Annotated in this window: 21 protein-coding genes and 1 tRNA gene; 10 read left to right on the top strand and 12 right to left on the bottom strand. The window is 57.5% G+C overall.

All coding sequences use genetic code 11. The features are described 5' to 3' along the window. Positions 1 to 432: 432 nt before the first annotated feature. Positions 433 to 849, bottom strand: coding sequence for an SRPBCC family protein (locus ACIQAL_RS22530; RefSeq protein WP_401149669.1), 417 nt, complete (start codon positions 847 to 849; stop codon positions 433 to 435). 83 nt (positions 850 to 932) lie between these two features. Next, positions 933 to 1,937: an aldo/keto reductase gene (locus ACIQAL_RS22525; protein WP_401149667.1), complete on the bottom strand. Its 1,005-nt coding sequence runs from the start codon at positions 1,935 to 1,937 to the stop codon at positions 933 to 935. Between the two features lie 117 nt (positions 1,938 to 2,054). On the opposite strand from ACIQAL_RS22525, the gene ACIQAL_RS22520 reads away from it, so the two are divergent. From ACIQAL_RS22520 to ACIQAL_RS22500, 5 genes are all read left to right on the top strand, one after another. Continuing rightward, a complete protein-coding gene (locus ACIQAL_RS22520) occupies positions 2,055 to 2,996 on the top strand; it encodes a LysR substrate-binding domain-containing protein (protein WP_401149664.1) in 942 nt (313 codons plus the stop codon). A 218-nt stretch (positions 2,997 to 3,214) separates the two neighbouring features. Next, positions 3,215 to 4,393 (top strand): sugar transporter, encoded by a 1,179-nt coding sequence (locus ACIQAL_RS22515; protein WP_401149662.1) that lies wholly within the window; start codon positions 3,215 to 3,217, stop codon positions 4,391 to 4,393. A gap of 227 nt (positions 4,394 to 4,620) precedes the next feature. Then, complete coding sequence (locus ACIQAL_RS22510; RefSeq protein WP_401149660.1) at positions 4,621 to 4,758, top strand: hypothetical protein; 138 nt, start codon at positions 4,621 to 4,623, stop codon at positions 4,756 to 4,758. Positions 4,759 to 4,826: 68 nt separating this feature from the next. Then, positions 4,827 to 5,108 carry a hypothetical protein gene (locus ACIQAL_RS22505; protein ID WP_401149658.1) on the top strand — a complete coding sequence of 94 codons (282 nt, stop codon included), beginning with the start codon at positions 4,827 to 4,829 and terminating at the stop codon, positions 5,106 to 5,108. A gap of 386 nt (positions 5,109 to 5,494) precedes the next feature. After that, positions 5,495 to 6,340 (top strand): HPP family protein, encoded by an 846-nt coding sequence (locus tag ACIQAL_RS22500; RefSeq protein ID WP_401149655.1) that lies wholly within the window; start codon positions 5,495 to 5,497, stop codon positions 6,338 to 6,340. A gap of 9 nt (positions 6,341 to 6,349) precedes the next feature. Here the strand turns inward: ACIQAL_RS22500 and ACIQAL_RS22495 are convergent, their stop codons facing one another. Beyond that, a complete protein-coding gene (locus tag ACIQAL_RS22495; RefSeq protein WP_401149653.1) occupies positions 6,350 to 7,213 on the bottom strand; it encodes a LysR family transcriptional regulator in 864 nt (287 codons plus the stop codon). Positions 7,214 to 7,265: 52 nt separating this feature from the next. On the opposite strand from ACIQAL_RS22495, the gene ACIQAL_RS22490 reads away from it, so the two are divergent. After that, positions 7,266 to 7,691, top strand: a complete 426-nt coding sequence (locus ACIQAL_RS22490) for a hypothetical protein (RefSeq protein ID WP_401149652.1) — start codon at positions 7,266 to 7,268, stop codon at positions 7,689 to 7,691. Positions 7,692 to 7,962: 271 nt separating this feature from the next. Here the strand turns inward: ACIQAL_RS22490 and ACIQAL_RS22485 are convergent, their stop codons facing one another. From ACIQAL_RS22485 to ACIQAL_RS22460, 6 genes are all read right to left on the bottom strand, one after another. After that, positions 7,963 to 10,248, bottom strand: a complete 2,286-nt coding sequence (locus ACIQAL_RS22485) for an Orn/Lys/Arg decarboxylase N-terminal domain-containing protein (RefSeq protein WP_401149649.1) — start codon at positions 10,246 to 10,248, stop codon at positions 7,963 to 7,965. Further along, on the bottom strand, positions 10,245 to 11,669 hold the full coding sequence (gene potE, locus ACIQAL_RS22480; protein ID WP_401149646.1) for a putrescine-ornithine antiporter: 1,425 nt from the start codon (positions 11,667 to 11,669) through the stop codon (positions 10,245 to 10,247). The genes ACIQAL_RS22485 and potE overlap by 4 nt, the downstream gene beginning before the upstream one ends. A 262-nt stretch (positions 11,670 to 11,931) precedes the next feature. Then, positions 11,932 to 12,705, bottom strand: a complete 774-nt coding sequence (gene surE / locus ACIQAL_RS22475; protein ID WP_401149643.1) for a 5'/3'-nucleotidase SurE — start codon at positions 12,703 to 12,705, stop codon at positions 11,932 to 11,934. 282 nt (positions 12,706 to 12,987) lie between these two features. Then, entirely contained in the window at positions 12,988 to 13,824 is an 837-nt protein-coding gene (gene ampE / locus ACIQAL_RS22470) for a regulatory signaling modulator protein AmpE (RefSeq protein WP_401149642.1), read from the bottom strand. Between the two features lie 15 nt (positions 13,825 to 13,839). Continuing rightward, a complete protein-coding gene (gene ampD, locus ACIQAL_RS22465) occupies positions 13,840 to 14,388 on the bottom strand; it encodes a 1,6-anhydro-N-acetylmuramyl-L-alanine amidase AmpD (RefSeq protein ID WP_401149639.1) in 549 nt (182 codons plus the stop codon). A gap of 140 nt (positions 14,389 to 14,528) precedes the next feature. Next, positions 14,529 to 16,787, bottom strand: a complete 2,259-nt coding sequence (locus ACIQAL_RS22460; RefSeq protein ID WP_401149637.1) for a DUF1631 domain-containing protein — start codon at positions 16,785 to 16,787, stop codon at positions 14,529 to 14,531. 387 nt (positions 16,788 to 17,174) lie between these two features. On the opposite strand from ACIQAL_RS22460, the gene nadC reads away from it, so the two are divergent. Together nadC and ACIQAL_RS22450 are read left to right on the top strand one after the other, a co-directional pair. After that, complete coding sequence (gene nadC / locus ACIQAL_RS22455; RefSeq protein ID WP_401149635.1) at positions 17,175 to 18,023, top strand: carboxylating nicotinate-nucleotide diphosphorylase; 849 nt, start codon at positions 17,175 to 17,177, stop codon at positions 18,021 to 18,023. A 214-nt stretch (positions 18,024 to 18,237) separates the two neighbouring features. Next, on the top strand, positions 18,238 to 18,657 hold the full coding sequence (locus ACIQAL_RS22450) for a hypothetical protein (protein ID WP_401149633.1): 420 nt from the start codon (positions 18,238 to 18,240) through the stop codon (positions 18,655 to 18,657). 171 nt (positions 18,658 to 18,828) lie between these two features. Here the strand turns inward: ACIQAL_RS22450 and yecR are convergent, their stop codons facing one another. The 3 genes from yecR to ACIQAL_RS22435 all read right to left on the bottom strand — a co-directional run bounded on the left by yecR (position 18,829) and on the right by ACIQAL_RS22435 (position 19,971). Next, a complete protein-coding gene (yecR, locus tag ACIQAL_RS22445) occupies positions 18,829 to 19,350 on the bottom strand; it encodes a YecR family lipoprotein (protein WP_401149631.1) in 522 nt (173 codons plus the stop codon). Between the two features lie 86 nt (positions 19,351 to 19,436). After that, positions 19,437 to 19,512, bottom strand: a tRNA-Thr gene (locus tag ACIQAL_RS22440). A gap of 48 nt (positions 19,513 to 19,560) precedes the next feature. Beyond that, entirely contained in the window at positions 19,561 to 19,971 is a 411-nt protein-coding gene (locus tag ACIQAL_RS22435; protein WP_401149629.1) for a prepilin-type N-terminal cleavage/methylation domain-containing protein, read from the bottom strand. A 233-nt stretch (positions 19,972 to 20,204) separates the two neighbouring features. Between ACIQAL_RS22435 and pilB the strand changes: the two genes are divergently transcribed. Further along, positions 20,205 to 21,899, top strand: coding sequence for a type IV-A pilus assembly ATPase PilB (gene pilB, locus ACIQAL_RS22430; RefSeq protein ID WP_401149626.1), 1,695 nt, complete (start codon positions 20,205 to 20,207; stop codon positions 21,897 to 21,899). Positions 21,900 to 21,901: 2 nt separating this feature from the next. Then, positions 21,902 to 23,119: a type II secretion system F family protein gene (locus tag ACIQAL_RS22425; RefSeq protein ID WP_401149623.1), complete on the top strand. Its 1,218-nt coding sequence runs from the start codon at positions 21,902 to 21,904 to the stop codon at positions 23,117 to 23,119. The last annotated feature ends 2 nt before the right edge of the window (positions 23,120 to 23,121 follow it).

The following is a 23,121-nucleotide window of genomic DNA, read 5'->3' as shown; positions in this document are numbered from 1 at the left end:
TCGACCAGGAAACGCTCACGGCAGGTTTGCTTTCGCTTACAGGCGTACTCCATATCGGGAAAGCTCATCCGACTCACCGGGTCGCGCCTATTGAGGGTTGATGGAACGCAACTCAGCACAGGTCGTCTAACCAGCGCTGACTTGTTCAGGGGTGATCTTGGAGCGCGACAGTAGGGATGCAGCTCGGCACCTACCGCCCTCTCTGCGTCGTCAACCCGATACTTGCGTTACTCCAAACGGTATTCCAAGTACATTCTCAAACAAAAAATGGCCTTTAAAATCAATCTATTGGTCAAAGGATCCAGATCACCCCGGCCCACCAAATATAGAGAAAGCCGTCCTTGGACGGCTTTTTTGTGGCTGACGCTTAGTAAATGCGCGGAGTCGGCCTGATTTTCATCACTATCTCTGACGGCATCAACGCAACCTCCTTCACCCCGCAAAATTCGCCTTCATCGCCTCCAACCCACCCGTAAAAATCCCATCAAACAGCTCCACAGCCTCTTCTTCAGAAACCCCATTCGGCGTGAAGTCAGCCGACCAGGTCACCCGAGCCGTTCCCGAACTCCCCAGCACCTCGACTCGAAGCGTCGCCCGATACCCCGTCACAGGAAACGGAGCCTTGGTAATCGAGTAGCTGTACCACCGCCCATCATTATCAAACCCTTCAAGCCGTTCAATGATGGTGTCGCCGTCCGGGGTTTGCAGGGTGCGGACGCGGCCGCCTTCGCTGAGTTCGCTTTTGGGGATGAAGGGCAGCCAGTCGGGCAGCGAGTCGAAGCCGCCGACGAGTTGCCAGACGTTATCGGCCGAAGCCGGGATGTCGAGGGTTGCAGATGCGTGTGCCATGGTGTTTCTCCAGAATTTGGGGTATGACCGGCAACGGCGTTATGTGGAGCCGTCGCGGGTTTTCATCACATAAACCGTTGGCGTCAGGCCGGAACAGGGGCGTCGGCTGCGATCAGTCGGGCGTCGCGCAGGTCTTTCCAGAAGGCTGCGGGGATGACGGCGTTGAGCGCGGCGATGTCTTCTGCGATCCGCTCAGGGCGGCTGGCTCCAGGTATTACCGCTGCGACGGCCGGGTTGGCAAGTGAGAATTGCAGCGCGGCGGCTTTGATGTCGACGTTGTGGGCCTGGGCGATGCGTTTGATGTACTCGACCTTGGCGATGATTTGCGGGCTGGCCTTCTGGTATTCGAAGTGGGTGCCGCCCGCGAGGATGCCTGAGCTGTAGGGGCCGCCGACGACGATGTCGGTGTTTTGTGCGCGGGCTTCGGCCATCAGGCGTTGCAGGGCGCGTTCGTGGTCGAGCAGCGTGTAGCGTCCGGCGAGCAGGAAGCCGTCGGGTTTGGCTTCGTCGAGGCCGAGAGTTAGTTCGATGGGTTCGACACGGTTCACGCCCAGGCCCCAGGCCTTGATCACGCCTTCTTCGCGCAGGCGGGTCAGCACTTTGAAAGCGCCGGTGCGGGCCTGTTCGAAGTAGTGCAGCCACTCGTCGCCGTAGAAATCCTGGGCGATGTCGTGAATCCAGACGATGTCGAGACGATCGGTTTTCAGGCGTTTGAGGCTGTCTTCGATGGACCGCAGCGTAGCATCGGCGCTGTAGTCGTTGACGATTTTGTTGCGCAGGCCGTGTTCGAATACACCGCTTTTTTCACCCAGGTCGCGGGCGCTGTTGTCGAGCTCGTCGAGGATGACGCGGCCGACTTTGGTGCTGAGCACGTATTCGTCTCGGTTGTATTTTTTCAGCGCATCGCCGAGGCGGATTTCCGAAAGTCCCGCGCCGTAGAACGGGGCGGTGTCGAAGTAGCGAACACCAGCAGCCCAAGCGGCATCGACGGTCGCCGCCGCTTCTGCTTCAGGGATGTTGCGGAACATGTTGCCCAGTGGAGCGGTGCCGAAACCGATGACGCCAGGGAGTTTGTCTTTCAAGCTCATGGTGGTTCTCCGGATCAATTGTGGGTCGCTGTTGCGACCGTTGAGCAGATCCTAGATTGCCAAGTCGAGACCGTCCAAGACACAATAGGCAACACTTGAGACCCATAGAGCATAATCATGTTGGATTTACGCCAGCTTCGCTATTTCGTTGTCGTTGCCGAAGAGGAACACGTCGGTCGCGCCGCGGAGCGTTTGCACATTTCGCAATCGCCATTGAGCCGTCAGATTGCGCAACTGGAGGAACGCCTCGGCCTCACCCTCTTCGAACGCACTCAGCAGCGGATTCGTCTGACAGTGGATGGCCGCACTTTCCTCACCGAAGCCCGTGCATTGCTGACACACGCCAATCGGCTGGAGTCGCTGGGCAAGCGCCTGGGGCGCGGCGAAGAAGGTGGCCTGTGCATCGGCTACATCGAGAACGCCATGCACGCCAACGTGCTGCCAAAGGCGCTGAGTGAAGTGCGCGCCATTCGGCCGGGGGTTCACGTCGCGCTGTACAACCTCAGCTCGGCGGATCAACTGGAAGGCCTGCGCCAGCGCAGCCTGGACGTGGCGCTGGTCAGCGAGCATCCTGTCGATGACGATCCGGACCTGACGTGCCGCCAATTGCTGGAAGACCCGATGCTGCTTGCACTGCCCGCCGATCACCCGCTGGCGAGCATCGAGCGGCTGACCCCGGCCAATCTGGAAAACCTGGACTGGATCGGCGTGAAGTCGAGCCAGAGCCAGAATCCTCATGATGACTTTGTCGCCGCGTGCATCCGCGCCGGTTTCACGCCGGAGATTCGTCTGGAGGCCGCCGAGCCTTATACGGCGTTAGGTTTGGTGGCGGCGGGATTGGGTATCGCGATGACTCAAAAAAGCCTCAATCAGTCGGCGCATCCGGGTGTGGTGTTTCGGGAACTGCCGTGGCTGACGTTCACCATGCCACTGTGGGCGGCGTGGCATCGGGTGACGCTGAGGCCCCTGGTGGGCACCTTTCGGGAAATCTTGACCGGGCCGGAGCCTGAACAGGCTATGTCGCGAAAAGCCGCCAATGAGCGTGACGAGGTGCCGTGATGAGCCACTTTGACGCACCGGACACACATTGTGACAACGTTAACAAGGGCGTAGACTTCGACTCATCTGGTCGTACCTCCCCATACCCATAATATTTTGCTGACTGCCTACACCGCCTCGGTTTTCCACCCTGTGCGGCGTTTCTGTTTGTCGGCGTTTTGCGTGTGAGGTTGGTGACTTTGTTGTCGGATTTTTCCTTGAGGCTGATGCGTCCTTTCATGAACACGACCGATGCTCAAACGGGTAGCTGGCTCAGCGTCATTGCGCTGGCCCTCGCGGCCTTCATTTTCAACACCACGGAATTTGTACCGGTCGGGTTGTTGAGCGCCATCGGCCACAGTTTTGACATGACCACCGCTCAGGTCGGTTTGATGCTGACGGTGTACGCGTGGATCGTGTCGTTGACGTCGCTGCCGATGATGCTGATGACGCGCAACATCGAGCGGCGCAAGTTGCTGATGTTCGTGTTCATCCTGTTCATCGCCAGCCATGTGATGTCGAGTGTGGCGTCGAGCTTCGGGATGTTGTTGGTCAGTCGCGTGGGGATTGCGTTGGCCCATGCGGTGTTCTGGTCGATCACGGCGTCGCTTGCCGTGCGCGTGGCCCCTGCGGGCAAACAGGTTCAGGCGTTGGGCCTGCTTGCGACCGGTACGTCGCTGGCGATGGTGCTGGGCATTCCGCTGGGACGTGTGCTGGGCGAAGCGCTGGGCTGGCGGGCAACATTCCTGGCCATTGGCGGTGCGGCGACCCTGACCGTGCTGGTGTTGATGAAGTCGCTGCCGTTGTTGCCGAGCCAGAACTCGGGCTCGCTGCGCAGCCTGCCGATTCTGTTCAAACGCCCGGCGCTGGTGTCGCTGTACGTATTGACGGCGCTGGTGATCACCGCGCAGTTCACGGCCTACAGCTACATCGAACCTTTCGCACAGATCGTCGGGAAGATGAGCGGAGACATGATCACCATCGTCCTCTTGCTGTTCGGCGGTGCAGGCGTTTTGGGCTCGATCGTGTTCAGTCGCTACAACAACCGCTATCCACGCGGGTTGCTGATTGCAGCCATCGGCGCGTTGGCGTTGTGTCTGATTCTGCTGTTGCCGATGTCAGGCAAGGCGTCATGGGTTGCAGCGCTGAGCGTGGTCTGGGGCATGGCGATCATGTGTTTCGGTCTGGTCATGCAGGCCAAGGTGCTGGCCATGGCGCCGGACGCCACTGACGTCGCGATGTCGCTGCACTCGGGCATCTACAACATCGGCATCGGTGGCGGCGCGCTGCTGGGCAGCATGGTGATCAGCCAGTTGGGCGTCGCCAATATCGGGCTGGTCGGTGGGCTGGTCGCGCTCAGCGGCCTGGCACTGGCTTGCGTGGCGACCTATCGCTATAGCGAGACGATCCGAGCCTGATTGCCCATCAAGCGCCGGGGATCTGCAGAAAAGTGAACGCGGTGTTTCAGACATGACGCATCGCGGCCGTCGTAACCTTCGACTGCTCCCACTGGGTCTGCTTCAGACCGAGTTCCTTCGCCAACCATCATTCCCATCGATAACCAACATTCCCGCGATTGCCTTCCGCTAAAAACTGAGGGGCGTAACATCGCCCTCACACCCAAACACGACCGAGGGCAGGAAAAATGGTTATTCATCTTCTGACTTGCTTGACGCTGACAGCTTTCACCAGCTACGTCGTCGCCCTCAAACTTTTCGCGCTGGAACCCGTGCAAGCCACGGCGGACGAAAAGGTCAATCGTGTTCTGGCACCGGCCAACTAAGGCCAAGTAGCTGACACTTATCAGCAGCTTTTACCTTTGTTTTTTCAGCTTGATGCGGAGTTATCGACATGACCCGAGACGTCACCTTGCACGTTAGTTTTCCCAAGTTCGGCAAGAACTACTACTCACAACATGTCATCACCCGCAAAGACCGCCACGGCCTTGTCGAAGACAATCGTTTCGATACCTTCATGATGCCGGCAGCGGAAAACCACTTCAGTAACGAAGTGGTGGGGTTCAACGATCAGTTCCGGTTTTTGACGAACGTGTTGAACACCCACTTGCTGGAAATCGAAGCCGCGCGCCCGGCCCAACGAACCCGTCAACAGGCTCAGTCGCGCAGTCTGTAACCACAGGCCATTGATGCAGGCAGGTACGAGTTCAAACCTCGATGCTCGCCAGGTCAATGGCCTGTTGCTTTATCCCCCACGCCTCCTCTCGTTACTCTGACATCCCTGATTGCAACTATCGCATCGGCTCAACATCTTTGAGCCGTCGTCGTGCACCCGTGTAAAAATCGCCAATAATTCAAAATAGTTGAAGTAGAGCTGCATTATTTCGAATTTGTCTAAGTGCGGTTTTCTGACCACAATCGACCCCGCCTCAAGGCGACCGGGCCATTGCCGCAACAATGACCCACTGTCTGCCGCCCTTTGAAAATCAATCGCACTTGCCCCTTTGTGCAGGAGTTCAGCCGCGACCGGCGAACTCCTTTTTCACCCCGGAATCGCTCGTTTTGAAAACGCTTCTGCGCAGCTTCATCCCTTACTCCCTCAACACCCACCCTGCTGAATGGTCCCGTGCAGCGTTGGGTGCGGGTCTTGGGATCCTCGTCACCGTGTTGCTCAGCCGCCAACTGTTCGGCATCGAGGCAACGCTGCATCTGCTGGGGCCTCTCGGCGCTTCTGCGGTTTTGCTGTTTGCCGTGTCCACCGGTGCATTGGCGCAACCTTGGGCGATCATGGGCAGCTACTTGATATCGGCGTTGGTCGGGCTGCTGTGTTTTCACCTGTTTGGCGACGGCATCACCGCCATCGGCGTGGCGATCTTTCTGGCGATCCTGAGCATGTGCGTATGCCGCTGCCTGCATCCACCGGCGGCAGGCGTTGCGTTCAGCGTCATCACATCGAGCCAGGCGCTTACCGGTCCGGACTGGCAAGCGTTGCTGCCGATCATGCTCAACGCCGGTTGCCTGTTGGTGACGGCGCTGGTCTACAACAACCTGACGCGAATGCGTTACCCACGCGCGCAGGCCAATGCGACGCCCGCCCCGCCCACTGAGTCGTCAGTCAGCCACTTCAACAGCGCCGATCTGGACAAGGCGCTGGATGACGTCGGCACCTTCGTCGACGTGTCGCGAGAGGACCTTGAGGCGATTCTGCACAAGACCGAGGCTCACGCGCAGCACCGCAACCGGACCGACATCGATACGGCGCAGATCATCGAGCGCAGCACGCAAGGCGTGTCGCTTGAACATTCGGTGGCCGACGTGATGAAGATGCTGGGCGGACAAGGCCGCAAGTACCTGCCGGTCCTCGACGCGGATCGCAAAGTGATCGGCATCATCAGCCTGATCGACTGACCCACGGCCTCAAATCAACGGGTCCCAGCGCTGGGACCAGTCGCCCTTCTCGCGCGCAATCTCTCGCAGTAATTCGACCGCTTTTTGTAGCGTCGATGAAGGGTTTTCCCGGGAATAGACCAGGTAGGTCGGATAGCTGAATTCCGGGGCCAATGGCACACGCTCCATGATTCCGCGATCAATGTAGGACTGCACCACGCGCGTTCGAAAGTAACCGGCGCCGCCATTGTCCAGAATGTACTGCAACGCGAATGGCCCCAGGTTGAAGGCGACAGCGGCTCGGGAATATTCCGGCATCGCGGCATCGTGTTGCTGACGAAACGCCGGGCCCCAGTCGATGTAAACGTAGGGCTCGGATTTGCCGACGACGCGTACCAGAATCAGCTTCTCTTCGAGCAATTCTTCGACCTGCAACCCCGGCCAATACGCGGGCTGGTAGACCAGCGCCGCATCGAGTACCCCGCGCTCGACGTCTTTCATCAGCGCATCTCCGTCCTTCACTTCGGAATGCAGCGCGTACTCGGGGATCGAGTTCCTGATCTCGCGCACCCAACTGAGCATCAACGGGTTGCACAGGCTCATTTCGGCGCCCACCCGCAGCACGTGACGGTAGCCATCCGGCAAGGGCAACTCGCGCCGCGCAGCGTCCCAGGTCTGAACCAGCTGATTGGCGAACACCACGAACGCTTCGCCGTCGGAGGTCAGTTTGGCGCCGGTACGATTGCGGATGAACAGCGTGCAATTCAGGTGGCTTTCCAGCTTCTGTACCCGCGCCGTGATCGCTGTCTGGGTGACATGCAGCTTTTCGGCGGCGGCCATCAGGCTGCCGTGGCGAACGATTTCGAGGAAGGTACGGGCGAGGTCAATGTCCATCGGGGTGGCTCGGTGGCTGGCTTCGGAGCGTCACACATCAGGACGCCGCGACATGGTAGCGCAGTGGCTTGCCGTCCAGCGGGAAGTCCTGAGGGTTTTGCAGTTAAAGCGATTAGCCATCTGGCAGAAATCCGAAATCCGCTGTCTCATGCAGCAGGTTCGTACAGATCACGAACCCCTTACCTACCTTTCTGCGGAAAACAACATGAAACACGCCCTGCTCACCGGCCTGCTCCTGACTGCATTCGCCCTGCCCTTCACGGCGAGTGCCAACGATGACAACAGCCAGTGCCAGATGAATCTGAGCAAAGTTCGAGATGCAAAAGTCGCTAAGCCCAACCTCAGCGATGCTGTGAGAAGCGACGTCGACACCACCGTCCACCGCGCCGAATCGGCACTGGCGCGGCACAACGATGACGGGGCGCGGGAGTGTGTGTCATTGACCCAGCAGGCGTTACAGAAGATTCAGAGCAATTGAAGACCTACGCAACTTGCCCTTGATTCTGCTCGTCACCGCGACGAAACGGGGTATGTGATTTTGATTCTCGCCGGAGGCCGTGGGTGCTGGCTTGTCTGCGATCCATCGCGCAGCGATGGCAAAACCGGTGTATGTGATGCGTTAGATGCATTGAGATGTCAGGTTTTGCTGCTGCTTCGCAGCAGATCGTAGGCAAGCCAACTCCCACGGCCTTCGGCCAGAATCAAAAGCGAAGCGGCAGGGGTCAGCTATCTGGCCAACCCCTTGTCTATCACTTCAACACCAACAGCCGATAAACCCCCGCCTCGCTTTCGATCCCATGGGTGTCATGGGTGAACCCCGGAAACGACTTGTCGAAACTCTCCAGCGCCCGGAGATACGCCAGCACCGGTCCGTCCGTGGCCCCTACGTGTTCGCCCGGCATCAGCAGCGGAATGCCGGGCGGATAGGGCACGATGCCTGTCGCGGCGATGCGCCCCGCGGCCTCTTCCAGCGTCACTTGCTCGACTTCGTTTCTGACCAGTTTTTCGTACGCCTCCACCGGGCTGAACTCCGCCTTGGGCAGCGTGCCGAACGCCTGAGCCATGGTCGCTGTGGTTTTGTTCTTTTTCATGGCCGCGAAGATTTCTTCGGACAAGTCCTTCAAGCCCATCCCCGTGTAACGCTGCTGGTTGGCCGTTAGCAAATCGGGCAGGCACAGCTCCAGTTCCAGATTGGTGTCGTAGTCGCGCTTGAAGTCCAACAGCGCGTTCACCAGCGTGCCCCACTTGCCTTTGGTGATGCCAATGGAGAACAAAAACAGAATCGTGAAATCAGTGGTTTTTTCGACCACGATTCCTTGCCGCCCGAGGTACGCGCTGAGCACACACGCCGGGATGCCGAAATCGAGCAGGTTGCCGTCGTCGCCCATGCCGGGGCTGAGGATCGACACTTTGATCGGGTCGAGCATGCAGTAGCCGTCTTCGATGTTGCCGAAGCCGTGCCACACCTCGTTCGGGTGCAACACCCAGCAATTGGGGTCGGTCTTGAGCTTGAGCGGATCGACTTCGTGAAACGGAATCGAAGTCGCGCCGACCGGCACTGATGGTGGCTGCCAGCACGAGAAAAACCAGTCATCGTTGCTGAGCATGTCGCTCTGCATGCGCGAGATCACCTGGCGGAACGCGATGGCTTCTTCGATGGATTCGTTGGTCAGAATTTGCCCGCTGGGAGCCTCCATCATCGCCGAGCTGACGTCGCACGAAGCCATGATCGCGTAATTGGGCGAGGTGGAGGCGTGCATCATGTACGACTCGTTGAAGCGCCCGTGAGGAATCGGATTGCGCCCGTTGCGCACGTGGATCATCGACGCCTGAGACAGCGCCGCCAGCAGCTTGTGGGTCGATTGCGTGGCGAACACGGTCGGCTTCGATGGGTCGTGATCGTCCGGACTGCCATGCATCGCGAAGCGGTCCTTGTACAGCGGGTTGAACCGCGCGTAGCCGTACCAGGCCTCGTCGAAATGCAGCCGATCGACACTCTGCCCCAACAGCTCTTCGACGCGGGTGACGTTGTAGGTCAGGCCGTCGTAGGTGGAGTTGGTGACGATGGCGTGCACTGGCGTCGGGTCTATGTGGCTTTTCACCAGCGGGTTGTTGGCGATAGCGGTTTTCACGCCCTCGGCGCTCAGGGTCTGCGGCAGGATCGGGCCGATGATGCCGAAACGGTTGCGGGTCGGCACCAGGTAGGTCGGAATCGCGCCCGACAGGGTCATCGCGTGTTCTGCAGACTTGTGGCAATTGCGATCACACAGGGCGATCTGATCACGCGTGACGCTGGCCATGAGGATGACGCGGTTGGACATCGACGAGCCGTTGGTCACGTAGTACGTGCGATGGGCGCCGAAAACCTTAGCCGCATAGCGCTCGCCTTGCCCTATGGGGCCGCTGTGGTCGAGCAACGAACCCAGCTCGCCGACCGAAATCGAAAGGTCAGAGCGCAGCAAGTTTTCCCCGAAAAACTCGTAGAACGCACGGCCCGCGGTGCTTTTCAGAAACGCCGTGCCGCCCGCATGCCCCGGTGTGTGCCAGGAATATTCATAGCTGCGAGCGAACTTGAGCAACGCGCCGAACATCGGCGGCAACACCGCCTGACGATAGCGTTCGATGGCGGCCATGATGCGCCCGCTGAGGAAGCGGCTGGTGTCTTCCGGCAGCCAGATGAAGTCGTCGGCGTGCTGCATGACAATCAACGGCACGCTGGACGCGGTGCTGCGGTCACTGATCAGAAACACCGGCACGCGGGTGTTGCGCTCGCGCAGAGTGGTGAGCAGGTCGATGCATTCCTGATGGTCAGGGCTGTCGTCCATTTCCCAACTGAGCAGGACGCACTGGATCGCGGGGTCGGTGCTGAGAATCGACTTGGCGTCGCTCAGGCTTTCCGACGTGAGCACGCTAATGGAGCGCTCTTCGACATCGCTGATCAGCTGGATCAAGGCCCGGCCGAACACGCTGCGTTTGTCGGGCTGCTTGGTGACCAGGAGCGCCAGCATGCCGAGCAGGTGTCTGTATTCCGTCATGGTTGAGTCTCCAATGTGGCCTGATTCAGGGCGTTAAGCGGCAAGCTGTTCACGGGGATCGGCTCGCCAACGATGTGCTGCGCCGACACGGTCTGGGTCGGAACGCTGTTGTTGAGGGCCTCCAGTTTGATCAGCCGCGTGTTGACGAAACCGAACAGCGTGTAGCCGACGATGGTCGCCACGCCGCCGAGCATCAGCGCCTGCTCGCCGGAACTGTAGAGCGCGAGGTAACTGTAGGCCGCAGCGATGTAGGCAACGATGTTGGTGATAAGTGCCTTGTTGGCGGGCACGTTCGAGACCTTTTGCAGGGTCATCAGCGTCGCCATGGACAGGATGTACGGCACCAGATTGGTGACCACCGCGAGGTTCACGAGGGTGTCGAATTGTTTGGCGAGATCGGGGCTGATGGTCAGCAGGGCCATGGCCGTCTGCATCGCCAGCAAGATCAACATGCTGATGATCGGCACCCCGTGTTTGTTCGCCTTGGCGAAGATCGGCAAGAAATAACCGGTGTCCGCCGAACTCTTGAACACCTGCGCGACGGTGAACTGCCAGCCCAGCAAAGAGCCGATACAGGCCAGGACCATCAGGCCCATCACCACGTTGCCGATCAGGGGGGTGAACATCTTGGCGAACACCAGGCCGAAAGGCGCGGTGGAGGACACCAGCTCGGCGTTTTCGACAATGCCCGCGATGACGTTGGTGGACACGATGTAGATCACCGCGGCGCCCAGCGTTCCGCCCAGCACGGCAATGGGTACGTTCTTCTCGGGGTTTTCGACCGCATCACCGTTGGCGCACGCCGACTCTAGCCCGAGGAACGCCCACAATGTGATCGCCACCGATGCGCCTGCGGCCTCGTACCAGGTTTTGTCGTGAGGGTTCCAACCCGCCGCGTAGATGCTGCTGTCGAACCAGAACCAGCCGATGGTCGAGACCAGCACCACCGGCGCAATGACGCCCCACACCGTCACAGCGCCAATTTTGCCGGTAATGCTCGCGCCGCCGAAGTTGGCAAAGGTGGTAATCCACAACAACGCAATCGTTGCGAGGCCGACTTGCACCGCGCCCAGCTTTATATCGAACAGCGTCTGGATATACCCCACCGCCGTAATACTGATGGCCACATTGGCAATCAGTAATGAGAGGCCGTAAGTGTAATTTGTGATGTAGTTCCCGGATTTACCAAACGTGTACTCGGCATACCCGCCCATGCCCCCCGTCTTGCGACTGAGCATGCCGCAGCGCGCGAACGCATAGGCTAGCGCCAGTGAGCCAGTGGCCGTGATCAGCCAGGAGAGAATTGAAATGCCGCCGACTTCGGCGAGTTTGGTGGGCAATAACACAATGCCGGAACCCAACATGTTGACGGCCGTCAACATGGTCAGTTGTCCCACGCTCATTTTCTTTGCGACTGACATTCCGTTGCCTCATTAAGATGAACTGAGAGGCTTTAGCTATAGCAAAGGTTTGTTACTAAGCAAGAAAGTCAGACTTTATTAGCAAGTAGCGATGAGCCATCTATTACATAACTTCGCAATAAGTAGCGACGTGAATGGCCGTGTTTGAATAGAGCAGGAATCGCTCGAATGGATCGATTATCCAGGGGGAGTGAACGGGCTGTCTTGGTCCGGCTTGCCGACGGCAGCGAGTTCAAGATCGATGCCGCCAGCAAACTGCGCACTATTGAGGAAGGCTGTTTTTCAAGCGTTCCATCACATCCAGGTCGGTGCGCTCGAAACGCAACGGCGTGGCGGAGATCCCGCCATGGGTCACGACGAAGGTTTCGCTGTCGTCGAAATCGGGACGTTCGTGACGGTCGATATTGAGCCAGTAGTAACCCTGCTCGCGCATGTCGGTGCGCTGGGTGATGTTCAGGCCGTCCATGCGTCCGATGCCTTGGCGGGTGATCTGCAACGGCCCGGCCTCTTGCGGCTCGACGTCCGGGAAATTGACGTTGATACAAACGTCGGCGGCCCACTCCATGCTGATCAATCGGCGAATCACGTCAGGCGCCAACGCCCGGGCAGTGTCCCACTTCACCGCATCGCGACGGGTGAAAAACTGGCTCAGGGCAATCGACGGCACGCCCATCAGCAGGCCGGCCATTGCGGCGCCAACGGTGCCGGAGAACATGGTTTCGACGCCGAGGTTCGCGCCTTTGTTGATGCCCGAGAGCAGCAGCTGAGGCGGTTTTTTCATCAACTGACGGATACCAATGGCCACGCAATCTGCCGGTGTGCCCGACACCGAAAAACGTCGCTCGCCTCGGGCTTTCACTCGCAAGGGATGATGGAGGCTGAGGGCATGGGAGATCCCGCTCTGATCCTGCTCCGGTGCGACGACCCAGACTTCATCGGCCAACTCCCGGGCCACCGCTTCCAGGACTTCCAGCCCCGGAGCGTCAATGCCATCGTCGTTGGTGATCAGGATGCTTGCGATACGCGGATGGGACATGCGGGGTCTCCTTGGCAGATGATTGGTGGAGGCAAAGCGTACGTCATCTGTAGCAGTCCGGCTCGCCGGCGGCAGCGATCTCAAAGCCGCCACCGCCGGCAAGCCGTCCTGCTACAGAAGGTGCGCAGTGCCTCATTAAAGAAGGTGACGCGGACACCTGTGGGAGCGAATTCATTCGCGAAGCAGACGCACACCCAACACACCTCTGTCGCCTGATACCTCTTCGCGAATAAATTCGCTCCCACAGGATTCGATGTCAGGCCACAGCTTTTTGCAAAAACTTCAAACAAACAACGTGAACAGCGCAAATCCGGCGTACCAGACGATGGCCGCGCGGATGAGCAATTCCCAGAGCACGTCCAGGCTGTTCACCCCCTCTACGCCCACCACCGGCGCGGGCACTTCGCCCGCCACGCAACCAACTTTGGTGATCAAGGCCGATGCGCTGATGTTCCAGTTCAGCAATTCGCTGAGCATCACGCGACTTACCGCGACGAAATTCCCCACCAACGCAAAGCTCGCGGCCAGTAAACGCACTGGCACCCAATCGAATGCGTGGCGCAACTGCGTGGCCGTTTCAATCAGCGCAGGCGTCTTGCCGCGCTCGGACGCCAGTGCCAGCAGCCGATACGCCAGCGCGGCCACAGGCCCCAGCACGAAATACCAGAAAATAACGGCGAAAAAGCCCTGATAGACCTGCCACAGCAAATAGGTTTGCACGCCGCCGAGCAGTTCTTCCTCGTTTTCCGCCTGCACGCCCAAGTCACGATCCGCGACCAGCACTGCGGCCTCTTGATCCCCTCGCCGGCAGGCGTCACGGAACGATCCGAGGTTGGCTTTGATATCGCCGCGCCCCAGGGTGTAGATCAGCACCAACAGATGAATCGGCAGTGCCAGCCAGCCGTAGGCCACCGAGCTGACAATCACCAACACCAGCGCCAACACGAGGCACGGCAGCAGCACCGTCAGCGTCAGAATCCACCAAGGACGTTTGGCCGTACGGGGATTGGATTCAAGCCGCCCCAACTGATTAAGCCAGGAGGCATCACGCTGAACACGCTGCCGCAGCGCAGAAAACTTCTCAATCCACACGGCCAACAGCAACACCAGAAAACTCATCACCTGCTCCTTGATTCAGTCCTGCAATGCCGAACGAAAACGCGACCAGTCAAAACACGGGCCCGGATCGGTTTTGCGACCCGGCGCAATGTCGCTGTGCCCGGTAATCCGTTGTGTCGTGATCGCAGGCCAGGCCAGCTGCAACTGCCGGGTCAACGCGCTCAGCTTTTCGTATTGCGCATCGGTGAAAGGCTGATCGTCAGTGCCTTCAAGCTCGATGCCGATGGAGAAATCGTTGCACGTCTCGCGGCCCTCGAACACGGAAACCCCAGCGTGCCAGGCACGATCAAGGCAAGAGACGAACTGCGTCAGCTCGCCATCACGTTCGATGAGAAAATGCGCGGAAACCCGCAGTTCGGCGATGCCCTCAAAGTAAGGGTGCTCTGTGACATCCAGCCGGTTTTGAAAGAATGCCTGGACTTTGCCCGTCTTGAATTGCGCAGGCGGCAGGCTGATGTTGTGGATCACCAGCAGCGAGATTTCCGCCTCAGGGCGAGCATTGAAATTGGGCGAAGGACAAAGGTGCGCGCCGTGGCACCAGCCCGTGGCGGGGTCCAATTGCATGGAGGGTCCTTAAGCGTGAATCGACAGCGGCCAGTATGCCCGCGAAGAGAGGGGATGTGGGAGTCGGGAACAGGCAACATGCATCCGAATAAAACACCTGCGCCGTTGTAGGCGCAACGCTCAGCGATACGTCCGGCTCATCAGCCCTTGAGCTTGCGCAAATTCCCCAGCACCGACTCCAGCGCCCGGTCGAACAGCAGCGAGTCATCCAGCACACGAATTGTCCCGCGACGGAACTCGACCGCCAGCCCCATGCGGGTCTTCTCCAGCACCTTCATGCCGGTCCGGTTGACGAACACGTAACGCCCGCTCGGCTCCACGATAGCCGCGAGCTTGCAGCGCAGTTTGTGGTCTTCGTCTTCCTGAATCTCGACCCAACTGCCCAAACGCAGCTTGTCGACCTGCAACAAGCCCTCGTCGTTCTCCGGCAAATGCAGTGAAGGCTCGCTCAGCACTTGCTCGCCCGGCGCGACCAGCACGATTTCTTCGACCACCGCCATCATCGAAGGCCCGTCGGAGGACTCCTCGTGCACCGGCGAAAGTCGCTCGGCGGCCGCGATTTCTTCCGGCGTGCGCGCAACGTGATTGAACGCCTGCACATGCAACGCTTCGAGTTGACTGAAAAATTCACTGGTGGCGAACGGGTCGAACGCCGCACTGCTCAGGCCATCGCGTAACGACTTGAGCAGCCCCGGCACGAGCTCCAACAGCTTCTGACGAGCATCGGCTTCGTCGTGAGGCTCGACACTCCAGATCAGATCGTCCATCGCCTGCAAACCGGCTTTCCACTCGCCGGATTGCTCGCCGTGCTTGAGGCACGTCAGCAGCAGCACTTTGCTCCAGGCCTCCTGCAACAGCCGCACGACGACTTCAGGCAGGGTCTTGCCGAGCAGACGATCATTGAGCGCTTGCTGCACCCGCTGACGCGCCAACTCTGCCAGCGCCCGGCCCTCTTCGGCATCGCGGGTACGCTGTTCAAGCAATTCGCTGCGACGACGCTCGTCGCTGGTGAAGGCGAGAAAATCCACCAACAGCTCGGTGAAGATCGCGGGATCGTCAACGAAGTCATGCAACAGGCGCTGCACGATCTGATCGATACGGGTGTAGAGCGAGTCCCGCTGGCTGTCGTCACGCCCGCCCCAGCCCAACGCCGCCGAGGCGATTTCGTTGAGCAGACGGCGCGCCGGGTGGCTACCACGGCTGAAAAAGCTCTTGTCGATGACCGCCACTTTCAGCATCGGAATCTGCAGCCGGCCAATCAATGCGCGCAGCGAACTCGGCAGATTGCGGTCGTCGAGGATGAATTCGAACAGCATCGACACCAGGTTGATCACGTCCTCATCGACCGTGCCCACGGTGCGGAATTTGCCACTGCGCGCACTGACGCGGCTGATCAATTGCTCCAGTTGAGCACGCAGATCAAAATCATCCGGCACTTCGGCGCGCGGCACGTGCTGCTGCAAATGGGACAGCAGACGCAGCAGGTCCGGGCTGGAAATCGGCCGACTGTCGGCAGAGGCATTGGCCGGGCGCGGGGTCAGGTTGCCACGCACATGCACCAGCAATTCCTGCAACGCCGAAAACACTTCCTGCACGCTCTTGTCGAGCTTCTCGGCAGCCTGAACCAGCGCAGCACTGTCAGCCCGTTGCGCCTCGCCGGTCGGTGCAGCACTGGAAGAACGATCCGTCGAGCGACGCGACGGCAGCACTTTCAAATCCGGCAACACACCTGCGGCAATCAACAATTGGTTGGCGGCTTCGTACAACTGATCGGCATCGGCCAGCGCGTACTTTTCGAACAGCTTGAGGATGATCAGCTTGACCTTGATTTCAACGCCCAGATTCCGACCCGCCTGCAAGAAGAAATCGCACAGCAGTGTAGGACCCAGCGGATTGGTTTCGTCGGTGACAGGCTGAGGGATCAGCTCGTTGAGGCGCGTGGTCAACTGACTCAGGGCCACGCCATCGCGGTTGACCACCTTGGTCACCATTGCATCGACGGCCACCGTACGCTCAAGGTCGTCGTTGTGGACCAGCGCAAGTTTGTCGAAGGAAACAGGCTCGTTGAGGATCGGCTCAGAGATTTCGTACTGGCCAAGGCGCAGAAACGATTCGAAGAATTTGTCGAGGAAATTGCGCTCAATGCTCTTTCGCTTGAGCCGCAGGTCGCGCATGGCCTCGAAGAAGATGTTCTGCTCGGCATTGTTATGCGCCCGATCAGCCATCTCGAACAGCGTGTCGTCGGCGTTATCGAACAGGGTTTGCAGGCTTTCTTTCAGCTGCTGCGCGGCCTTGTCGCGCACTTGCAGGAGGACGACAGGCAGCCGAGCGACAGGCGAAGACCCCGGTTGGTCCGGACCCGACTTGCTCAAAGGCACAACTTTACCGTCGTTCTGCATCAAGGACCCCTCGTCAAACTCAACCAAATCAGCCACTGCAACAGCCATAACCTGATCGCCAGCGGAGGCTTGACCTCCACATGGACGGATCGCGCAATGTGTAGTCCCTGGGGTGTACAGGCAGAACGTCAAACCTATGACGTCAATTACAAGGCGAAGTATCTTTCATAATTTGTCCGCTAGCCAGCGGTGTCTTCGCCCTTCCAGGAATATAGGTGTGGGCAAAGGCTTACGTGAGCCGATAGACCACGGAAATCCCGTTCCATCGCATCAACGGCGAAAAAACCGACAAAGTGCAGGTCATGCATTCATTTGAGGGGTGAGAGACAGGTGGGTTGGTACAGGCGACTGCCTTATACTCCGGGCACTTAGTAAGTGGAGTCCGATATGCCGAATCTACGTCTTGCCTCGCTGACAGCCGAAATCGAAGCCAACGTGCGCCGTGCGTTGCTCGAAGACGTAGGCAGTGGCGACATCACCGCCCAACTGATTCCCGCCGAGCGACTGGCCAAGGCCACCATCATCTCCCGCGACGACGCGGTGATCGCAGGCACAGCATGGGTCGACAGCGTGTTTCGTCAGCTGGATCAACGCGTCGCGGTGCATTGGCAAGTCGCCGACGGCGATCGGGTCAAGCCCAATCAGGCCCTCTTCCACCTCGAAGGCCCTGCCCGCTCGCTGCTGACCGGCGAACGCAGCGCGCTCAACTTCCTGCAAATGCTCTCCGGCGTCGCAACCCGCTCCCAGCACTACGCCGACATGGTTACCGACACCCAGGTCAAACTGCTCGACACCCGCAAAACCCTGCCCGGCCTGCGCTTGGCGCAGAAATACGCCGTCACCTGCGGTGGCTGCCACAACCACCGCATCGGCTTGTACGACGCGTTCCTTATCAAGGAAAACCACATCGCAGCCTGCGGCGGCATCGCCCAAGCCATCGCGGCCGCCCACAAAATCGCCCCCGGCAAACCCGTGGAAATCGAAGTCGAAAGCCTTGATGAATTGAAGCAGGCGCTGGATGGCGGCGCCGACATCGTCATGCTGGACGAACTGAGCCTCGACGACATGCGCGAAGCCGTGCACCTGACAGCCGGTCGCGCCAAGCTTGAAGCCAGCGGCGGGATCACAGACGCGACTTTGCTCCCGATTGCGGAAACGGGTGTGGATTACATCTCCATCGGGACGTTGACGAAGGATATAAAGGCGGTGGATCTGTCGATGCGCTTGAGCATTTGACTGAAGCGATAACGTCGCCATCGGGCGTCGCCCTCCGGCGCCCTGCATCCCCAAGCATCATGTTCAAGACGAACGGCCCGCTGCACGGCAAAAAATGCGAACTGCCGCACCTTTTCTCAGTTGAAAAACCCACTTCTCTCGCTAGAATCGCGAATTATTCAAATTTGTAACAAATTCTAATAATTGGATTACCACTCAGGGAAGGAGAGTTTCTGTGAAAACAAAAATGCTGTGCGCGCTGGCCATCACCCTTATCTCGGGTTGCGCCTCCATGGGCGGCGAAGACAAGTTCAGCGCCACTTACGTCCAAAGCCACCTCATTCCGCACAAGACCACCCAGGCTCAAGTCCAGGCCATCTACGGCGTGCCTGACGCCCAGTCCACCTACTCGGATGGCAGCTATTACTGGAGTTATCAAAAAAACGGTAATTTGAGCGCCGCCTCTAACCTGGTCGGCTACATCCCCGGCGCAGGTGCCGTCGGGAGCGCACTGGGCATGGCCAACTCGGCCAATCAAGCCTCCAACGCAGCGTCAACCGCCGCTGGCAAGGTGAATGGCAACGTCGAGAACCACGGGGATAGCCTGCGGATCAACTTCGGTAAGGACAAGATTGTGAGCTACTGGGGGCTTTGAGGTCCGACCCCGAGTATGGCCGCCAGCTTCTACGGTAACCACGAACTTCACGACCCTTACTGACGCCGTAACGAGAAAAGCCCGATCTGAAGATCGGGCTTTTCATATCTGTGAACGCCTTTCCTATTGCTCAAAGCTCAACATCGCAAGGGGTTGAACAGCGGTCATAAGCTACTGCCCCATGATGATCCGATAGCGGCGCTGATATTCCTCGTAGGAAACGTTCTCCTGCATGAGCTTCTGCACTTGCTCGTTCTGGAAAGCCTCTTTGCTCATCGGCTGAAGCGCACCAGATTGCACGGGGGCGGGCGCACCAGACTGAACACGTGTAGGCGCCACAGTTGGCGGTTGATTTCCGAGATAGTTCAGCGGCCGAGGCGCCTGCTCCAGACTGCCAAGGCATTGGTACTTGATCGCCACCTGCCAAGCCGAGCACTCCCCAAACCCTCGGCGCGCCTGACAGGTCTGCGTCTGACCACCGAAGGGTTCAGCGTCCTGGTATCCCCACAATGCACACTTCGATTTGGCGATGGCGTACGCCTGCCGCTTGTCGACAACGGGTGTTTCAAGGCTGTTGAAATCGTAGGCCACATCAATCACCCCATCAGCCCTGCTGCCGCCCGTGGCGTAGAAATCCTTATGGGTGTTGCAGGCTGAAAGCAAAACGAACACCGCGACCAAAAGCACGCGCATCGGTACATCCTTGTGACGTGAGGTGAATGCTGCACACGCAGCGGATGTAAAAAAGCCCGGGGCTAGCCCCGGGCTTTGGGTGTAGCTGGTGCCGAAAATAGGAATCGAACCTACGACCTTCGCGTTACGAGTGCGCTGCTCTACCGACTGAGCTATTTCGGCATTGTCGAAAGCTGATTCGTGAGGAAGTGTCTCACGCCAGCCAGCATATCAACCCCCAGTAGGAGGAGCAGTGTAAGTGCAGGTGTTGGAGGCTGCAGCTGCGATCGACACCTTACATGTCCAAGTGATGCTACCTGCGGTGGTGGATAGCGACGGGGTCAACGTAGCCGTAGTAGCCGCTGAGCCGTTGCCTACAGAAGGACTTACTAAGATGCCGGTTGTGTCTGCACACGTGCCGCCAGTTGGCATCGTCACGCTCGTGCAAAGCGTTGTTGACAGACCTTGCTGGTAGTTGATCGCCACCTGCGACTTAGCAGCATCAAGGGTCGCAACGGCGCTAGCACCGTTGGCACGAGCTACGTAGTTTTGATACTGAGGAATCGCCACAGCTGCAAGAATGCCGATGATTGCTACGACAATCATCAACTCAATTAATGTGAAGCCTTTTTGTGAATTCATCACCACTACTCCAAGCGTCAATTTGGTGTTGCTCACCAGAGGGGTAGCAATCACCGTGCCACTCTAAGAGCGCTCGGATTTCACGCAAACCCGCCCAGATTTCGCATTCACGTATCTCAATGAGCCGCTTACAGCGGCAACTACTGACATTTTTGGTCACATGACACCGGTCTATTTGGCAGCGAAGCCCGACTAGGCTATAAACGGTCCAATGTCTGTATCTGGTGGCTGTAATGACCGATGTCGTCCTAACCGGCTTAGCGAAGCAACTCGTCGTTGCTGAGCTTCTTAATGAAAAAACTGCTCAGCAAGCTTATCAACAGGCACGGCGAGACAAGGTCTCGCTTGTCAATTATCTCGTTCAGAACAAGCTCGTGGATGGCCTCGTCCTAGCTGAAATGGCATCTGACCAGTTTGGCCTGCCGTTTCTCGATTTGGGTACGCTCGACAGGGATAGCCAACCCAAAGGCCTGGTCAGCGAAAAGCTCGTACGTCAGCATCAAGCGCTGCCTCTCTGGCGGCGCGGAAACAAGCTTTTCGTAGGTGTGTCCGATCCTACAAATCATCAAGCAATCACCGATATACAGTTCAGCACAGGTCTCAATACAGAAGCCATTTTGGTCGAGGACAATAAGCTAACTGCTGCAATCGACAAATTTTTCGATACCCACAGTGGGCTTGGAGAGATGGCGGATGTCGATCTGAGCCTAGAGGTCGAATCAGGTGATGAAGTTAAAGAAAGCACACTGGGCGACGTAGATGCTGATGACGCTCCAGTCGTACGCTTTGTTAATAAGATGCTTATGGACGCAATTCGTCTCGGGTCGTCGGACCTTCACTTTGAACCTTACGAAAAAGTTTTCCGAGTACGTCTACGCACTGATGGCGTTCTACATGAAGTTGCGAAACCTCCGACCCAGTTGGCGGGACGCATAGCTGCTAGATTAAAAGTCATGGCCGGGCTAGATATTTCTGAACGCCGCAAACCACAGGACGGGCGAATCAAACTCCGCATATCGAAAAGCCGAGCTATTGATTTTCGAGTTAACACGCTCCCGACATTGTGGGGTGAAAAAATCGTCATGCGGATTTTAGACCCAACAAGCGCCCAGATGGGAATTGACGCGCTGGGTTACGAGGCCGAACAAAAAGCACTTTACCTTGAAGCCTTAAGCAAGCCACAGGGCATGATCCTAGTCACTGGCCCGACAGGCTCTGGCAAGACTGTTTCTTTGTATACTGGATTAAATATCCTCAACACCCCAGATATTAATATTTCAACGGCCGAAGACCCTGTCGAAATTAACTTAGAAGGCATTAACCAAGTCAATGTAAACCCACGACAAGGCATGGACTTCTCGCAAGCACTGCGTGCTTTTTTGCGACAAGACCCCGATGTCATCATGGTTGGGGAAATTCGAGATCTGGAAACCGCCGAAATAGCAATAAAGGCATCCCAAACGGGCCACATGGTCTTGTCCACGCTGCATACAAATAGCGCCGCAGAAACTCTGACCCGACTGCATCACATGGGAGTCGCCGCTTTTAATATAGCCACTGCAATTAATTTAATTATTGCGCAGCGCTTGGCGCGCAAACTTTGCCCTCATTGCAAAAAAGAAGTTGAGATCCCTCGAGACACCCTCATTGCAGAAGGTTTTCCTGAGTTAAAAATAGGATCATTCAAGCTTTACTCTCCCGCCGGGTGCGAGCAATGCAATGCTGGCTACAAGGGACGAGTTGGAATTTATGAGGTAGTGAAAAACACGCCGGCATTAGAGCGCATCATTATGGAAGAGGGTAATTCCATCGAGATTTCTGAGCAAATGCGCAAAGATGGCTTCAATGATCTGCGAACATCAGGACTGATGAAGGCAATGCAGGGCGTAACAAGTTTAGAAGAAATCAACCGGGTGACGAAGGATTAAGCATGGCGACCAAAGCAGTAAAAGTCGGCGTCTACACCTGGGAGGGGATCGACCGGAAAGGGATGAAGCAGACCGGTGAGATTAACGGCCACAATCCTGCGCTGGTAAAGGCGCAATTGCGCAAGCAGGGAATCAATCCCACTAAAGTCAGAAAAAAATCTGTTTCTTTATTTAGTTCTGGCAAAAAAATCAAACCGTTGGACATTGCATTTTTTAGTCGCCAGATGGCAACCATGATGAAAGCTGGCGTCCCTCTACTCCAATCCTTCGATATCATCAGCGAGGGGACCACCAATCCAAAAATGCGAAAGTTAGTAGATGACATTAAGCAAGAAGTGGCAGCAGGCCACAGCTTCGCCACAGCTTTGAGACAAAAGCCTGAATACTTTGACGATTTATTTTGTAACTTGGTAGATGCAGGAGAACAAGCTGGCGCCCTTGAGTCATTGCTTGATCGCGTGGCGACATATAAAGAAAAAACTGAGTCACTAAAGGCCAAAATCAAAAAAGCAATGACGTATCCAATCGCAGTCATTATCGTTGCTTTTGTAGTAAGCGGCATTTTGCTAATTAAGGTTGTCCCTCAATTTCAGTCGGTATTTGCCGGATTTGGAGCAAAATTACCTGCCTTCACCCTTATGGTTATCGGGCTTTCAGAGGTTGTTCAGAGTTATTGGTACATAATTTTAGCAAGCCTAATCATCATCATTATCGCTTTCCGAAAAAGCTACAAAACGTCAGCAAAATTTCGCGACCGCGTAGACAAGCTTTTGCTTAAAATCCCAATCGTAGGCCCTCTGCTGTATAAGTCTGCGGTCGCACGGTTTGCACGAACCCTAGCAACTACATTCGCAGCTGGAGTGCCACTGGTTGACGCACTTGACTCTGTGGCGGGCGCCACTGGCAATGTCGTATTCAGAAACGCAGTTCATAAAGTCAAACAAGACGTATCCACTGGCATGCAACTCAATTTTTCAATGCGTAGCACTGGCGTATTCCCAATGCTGGCAGTTCAGATGACCTCTATCGGCGAAGAGTCTGGTGCACTAGACTCTATGCTGGATAAAGTTGCAACTTATTACGAAGAGGAAGTCGACAATATGGTCGACAGTCTGACAAGCCTCATGGAACCAATGATCATGGCCTTCTTAGGCGTGATTGTCGGCGGCCTCGTCATCGCCATGTACCTCCCCATCTTCCAGCTCGGAAACGTCGTCTAACC

The organism is Pseudomonas sp. NPDC088368 (assembly GCF_044753445.1).
Classification (GTDB): Bacteria; Pseudomonadota; Gammaproteobacteria; order Pseudomonadales; family Pseudomonadaceae; genus Aquipseudomonas; species Aquipseudomonas bambusae.
The sequence above is the reverse complement of the archived record's forward strand: the minus strand, read 5'-3'. Positions and strand labels throughout refer to the sequence as shown.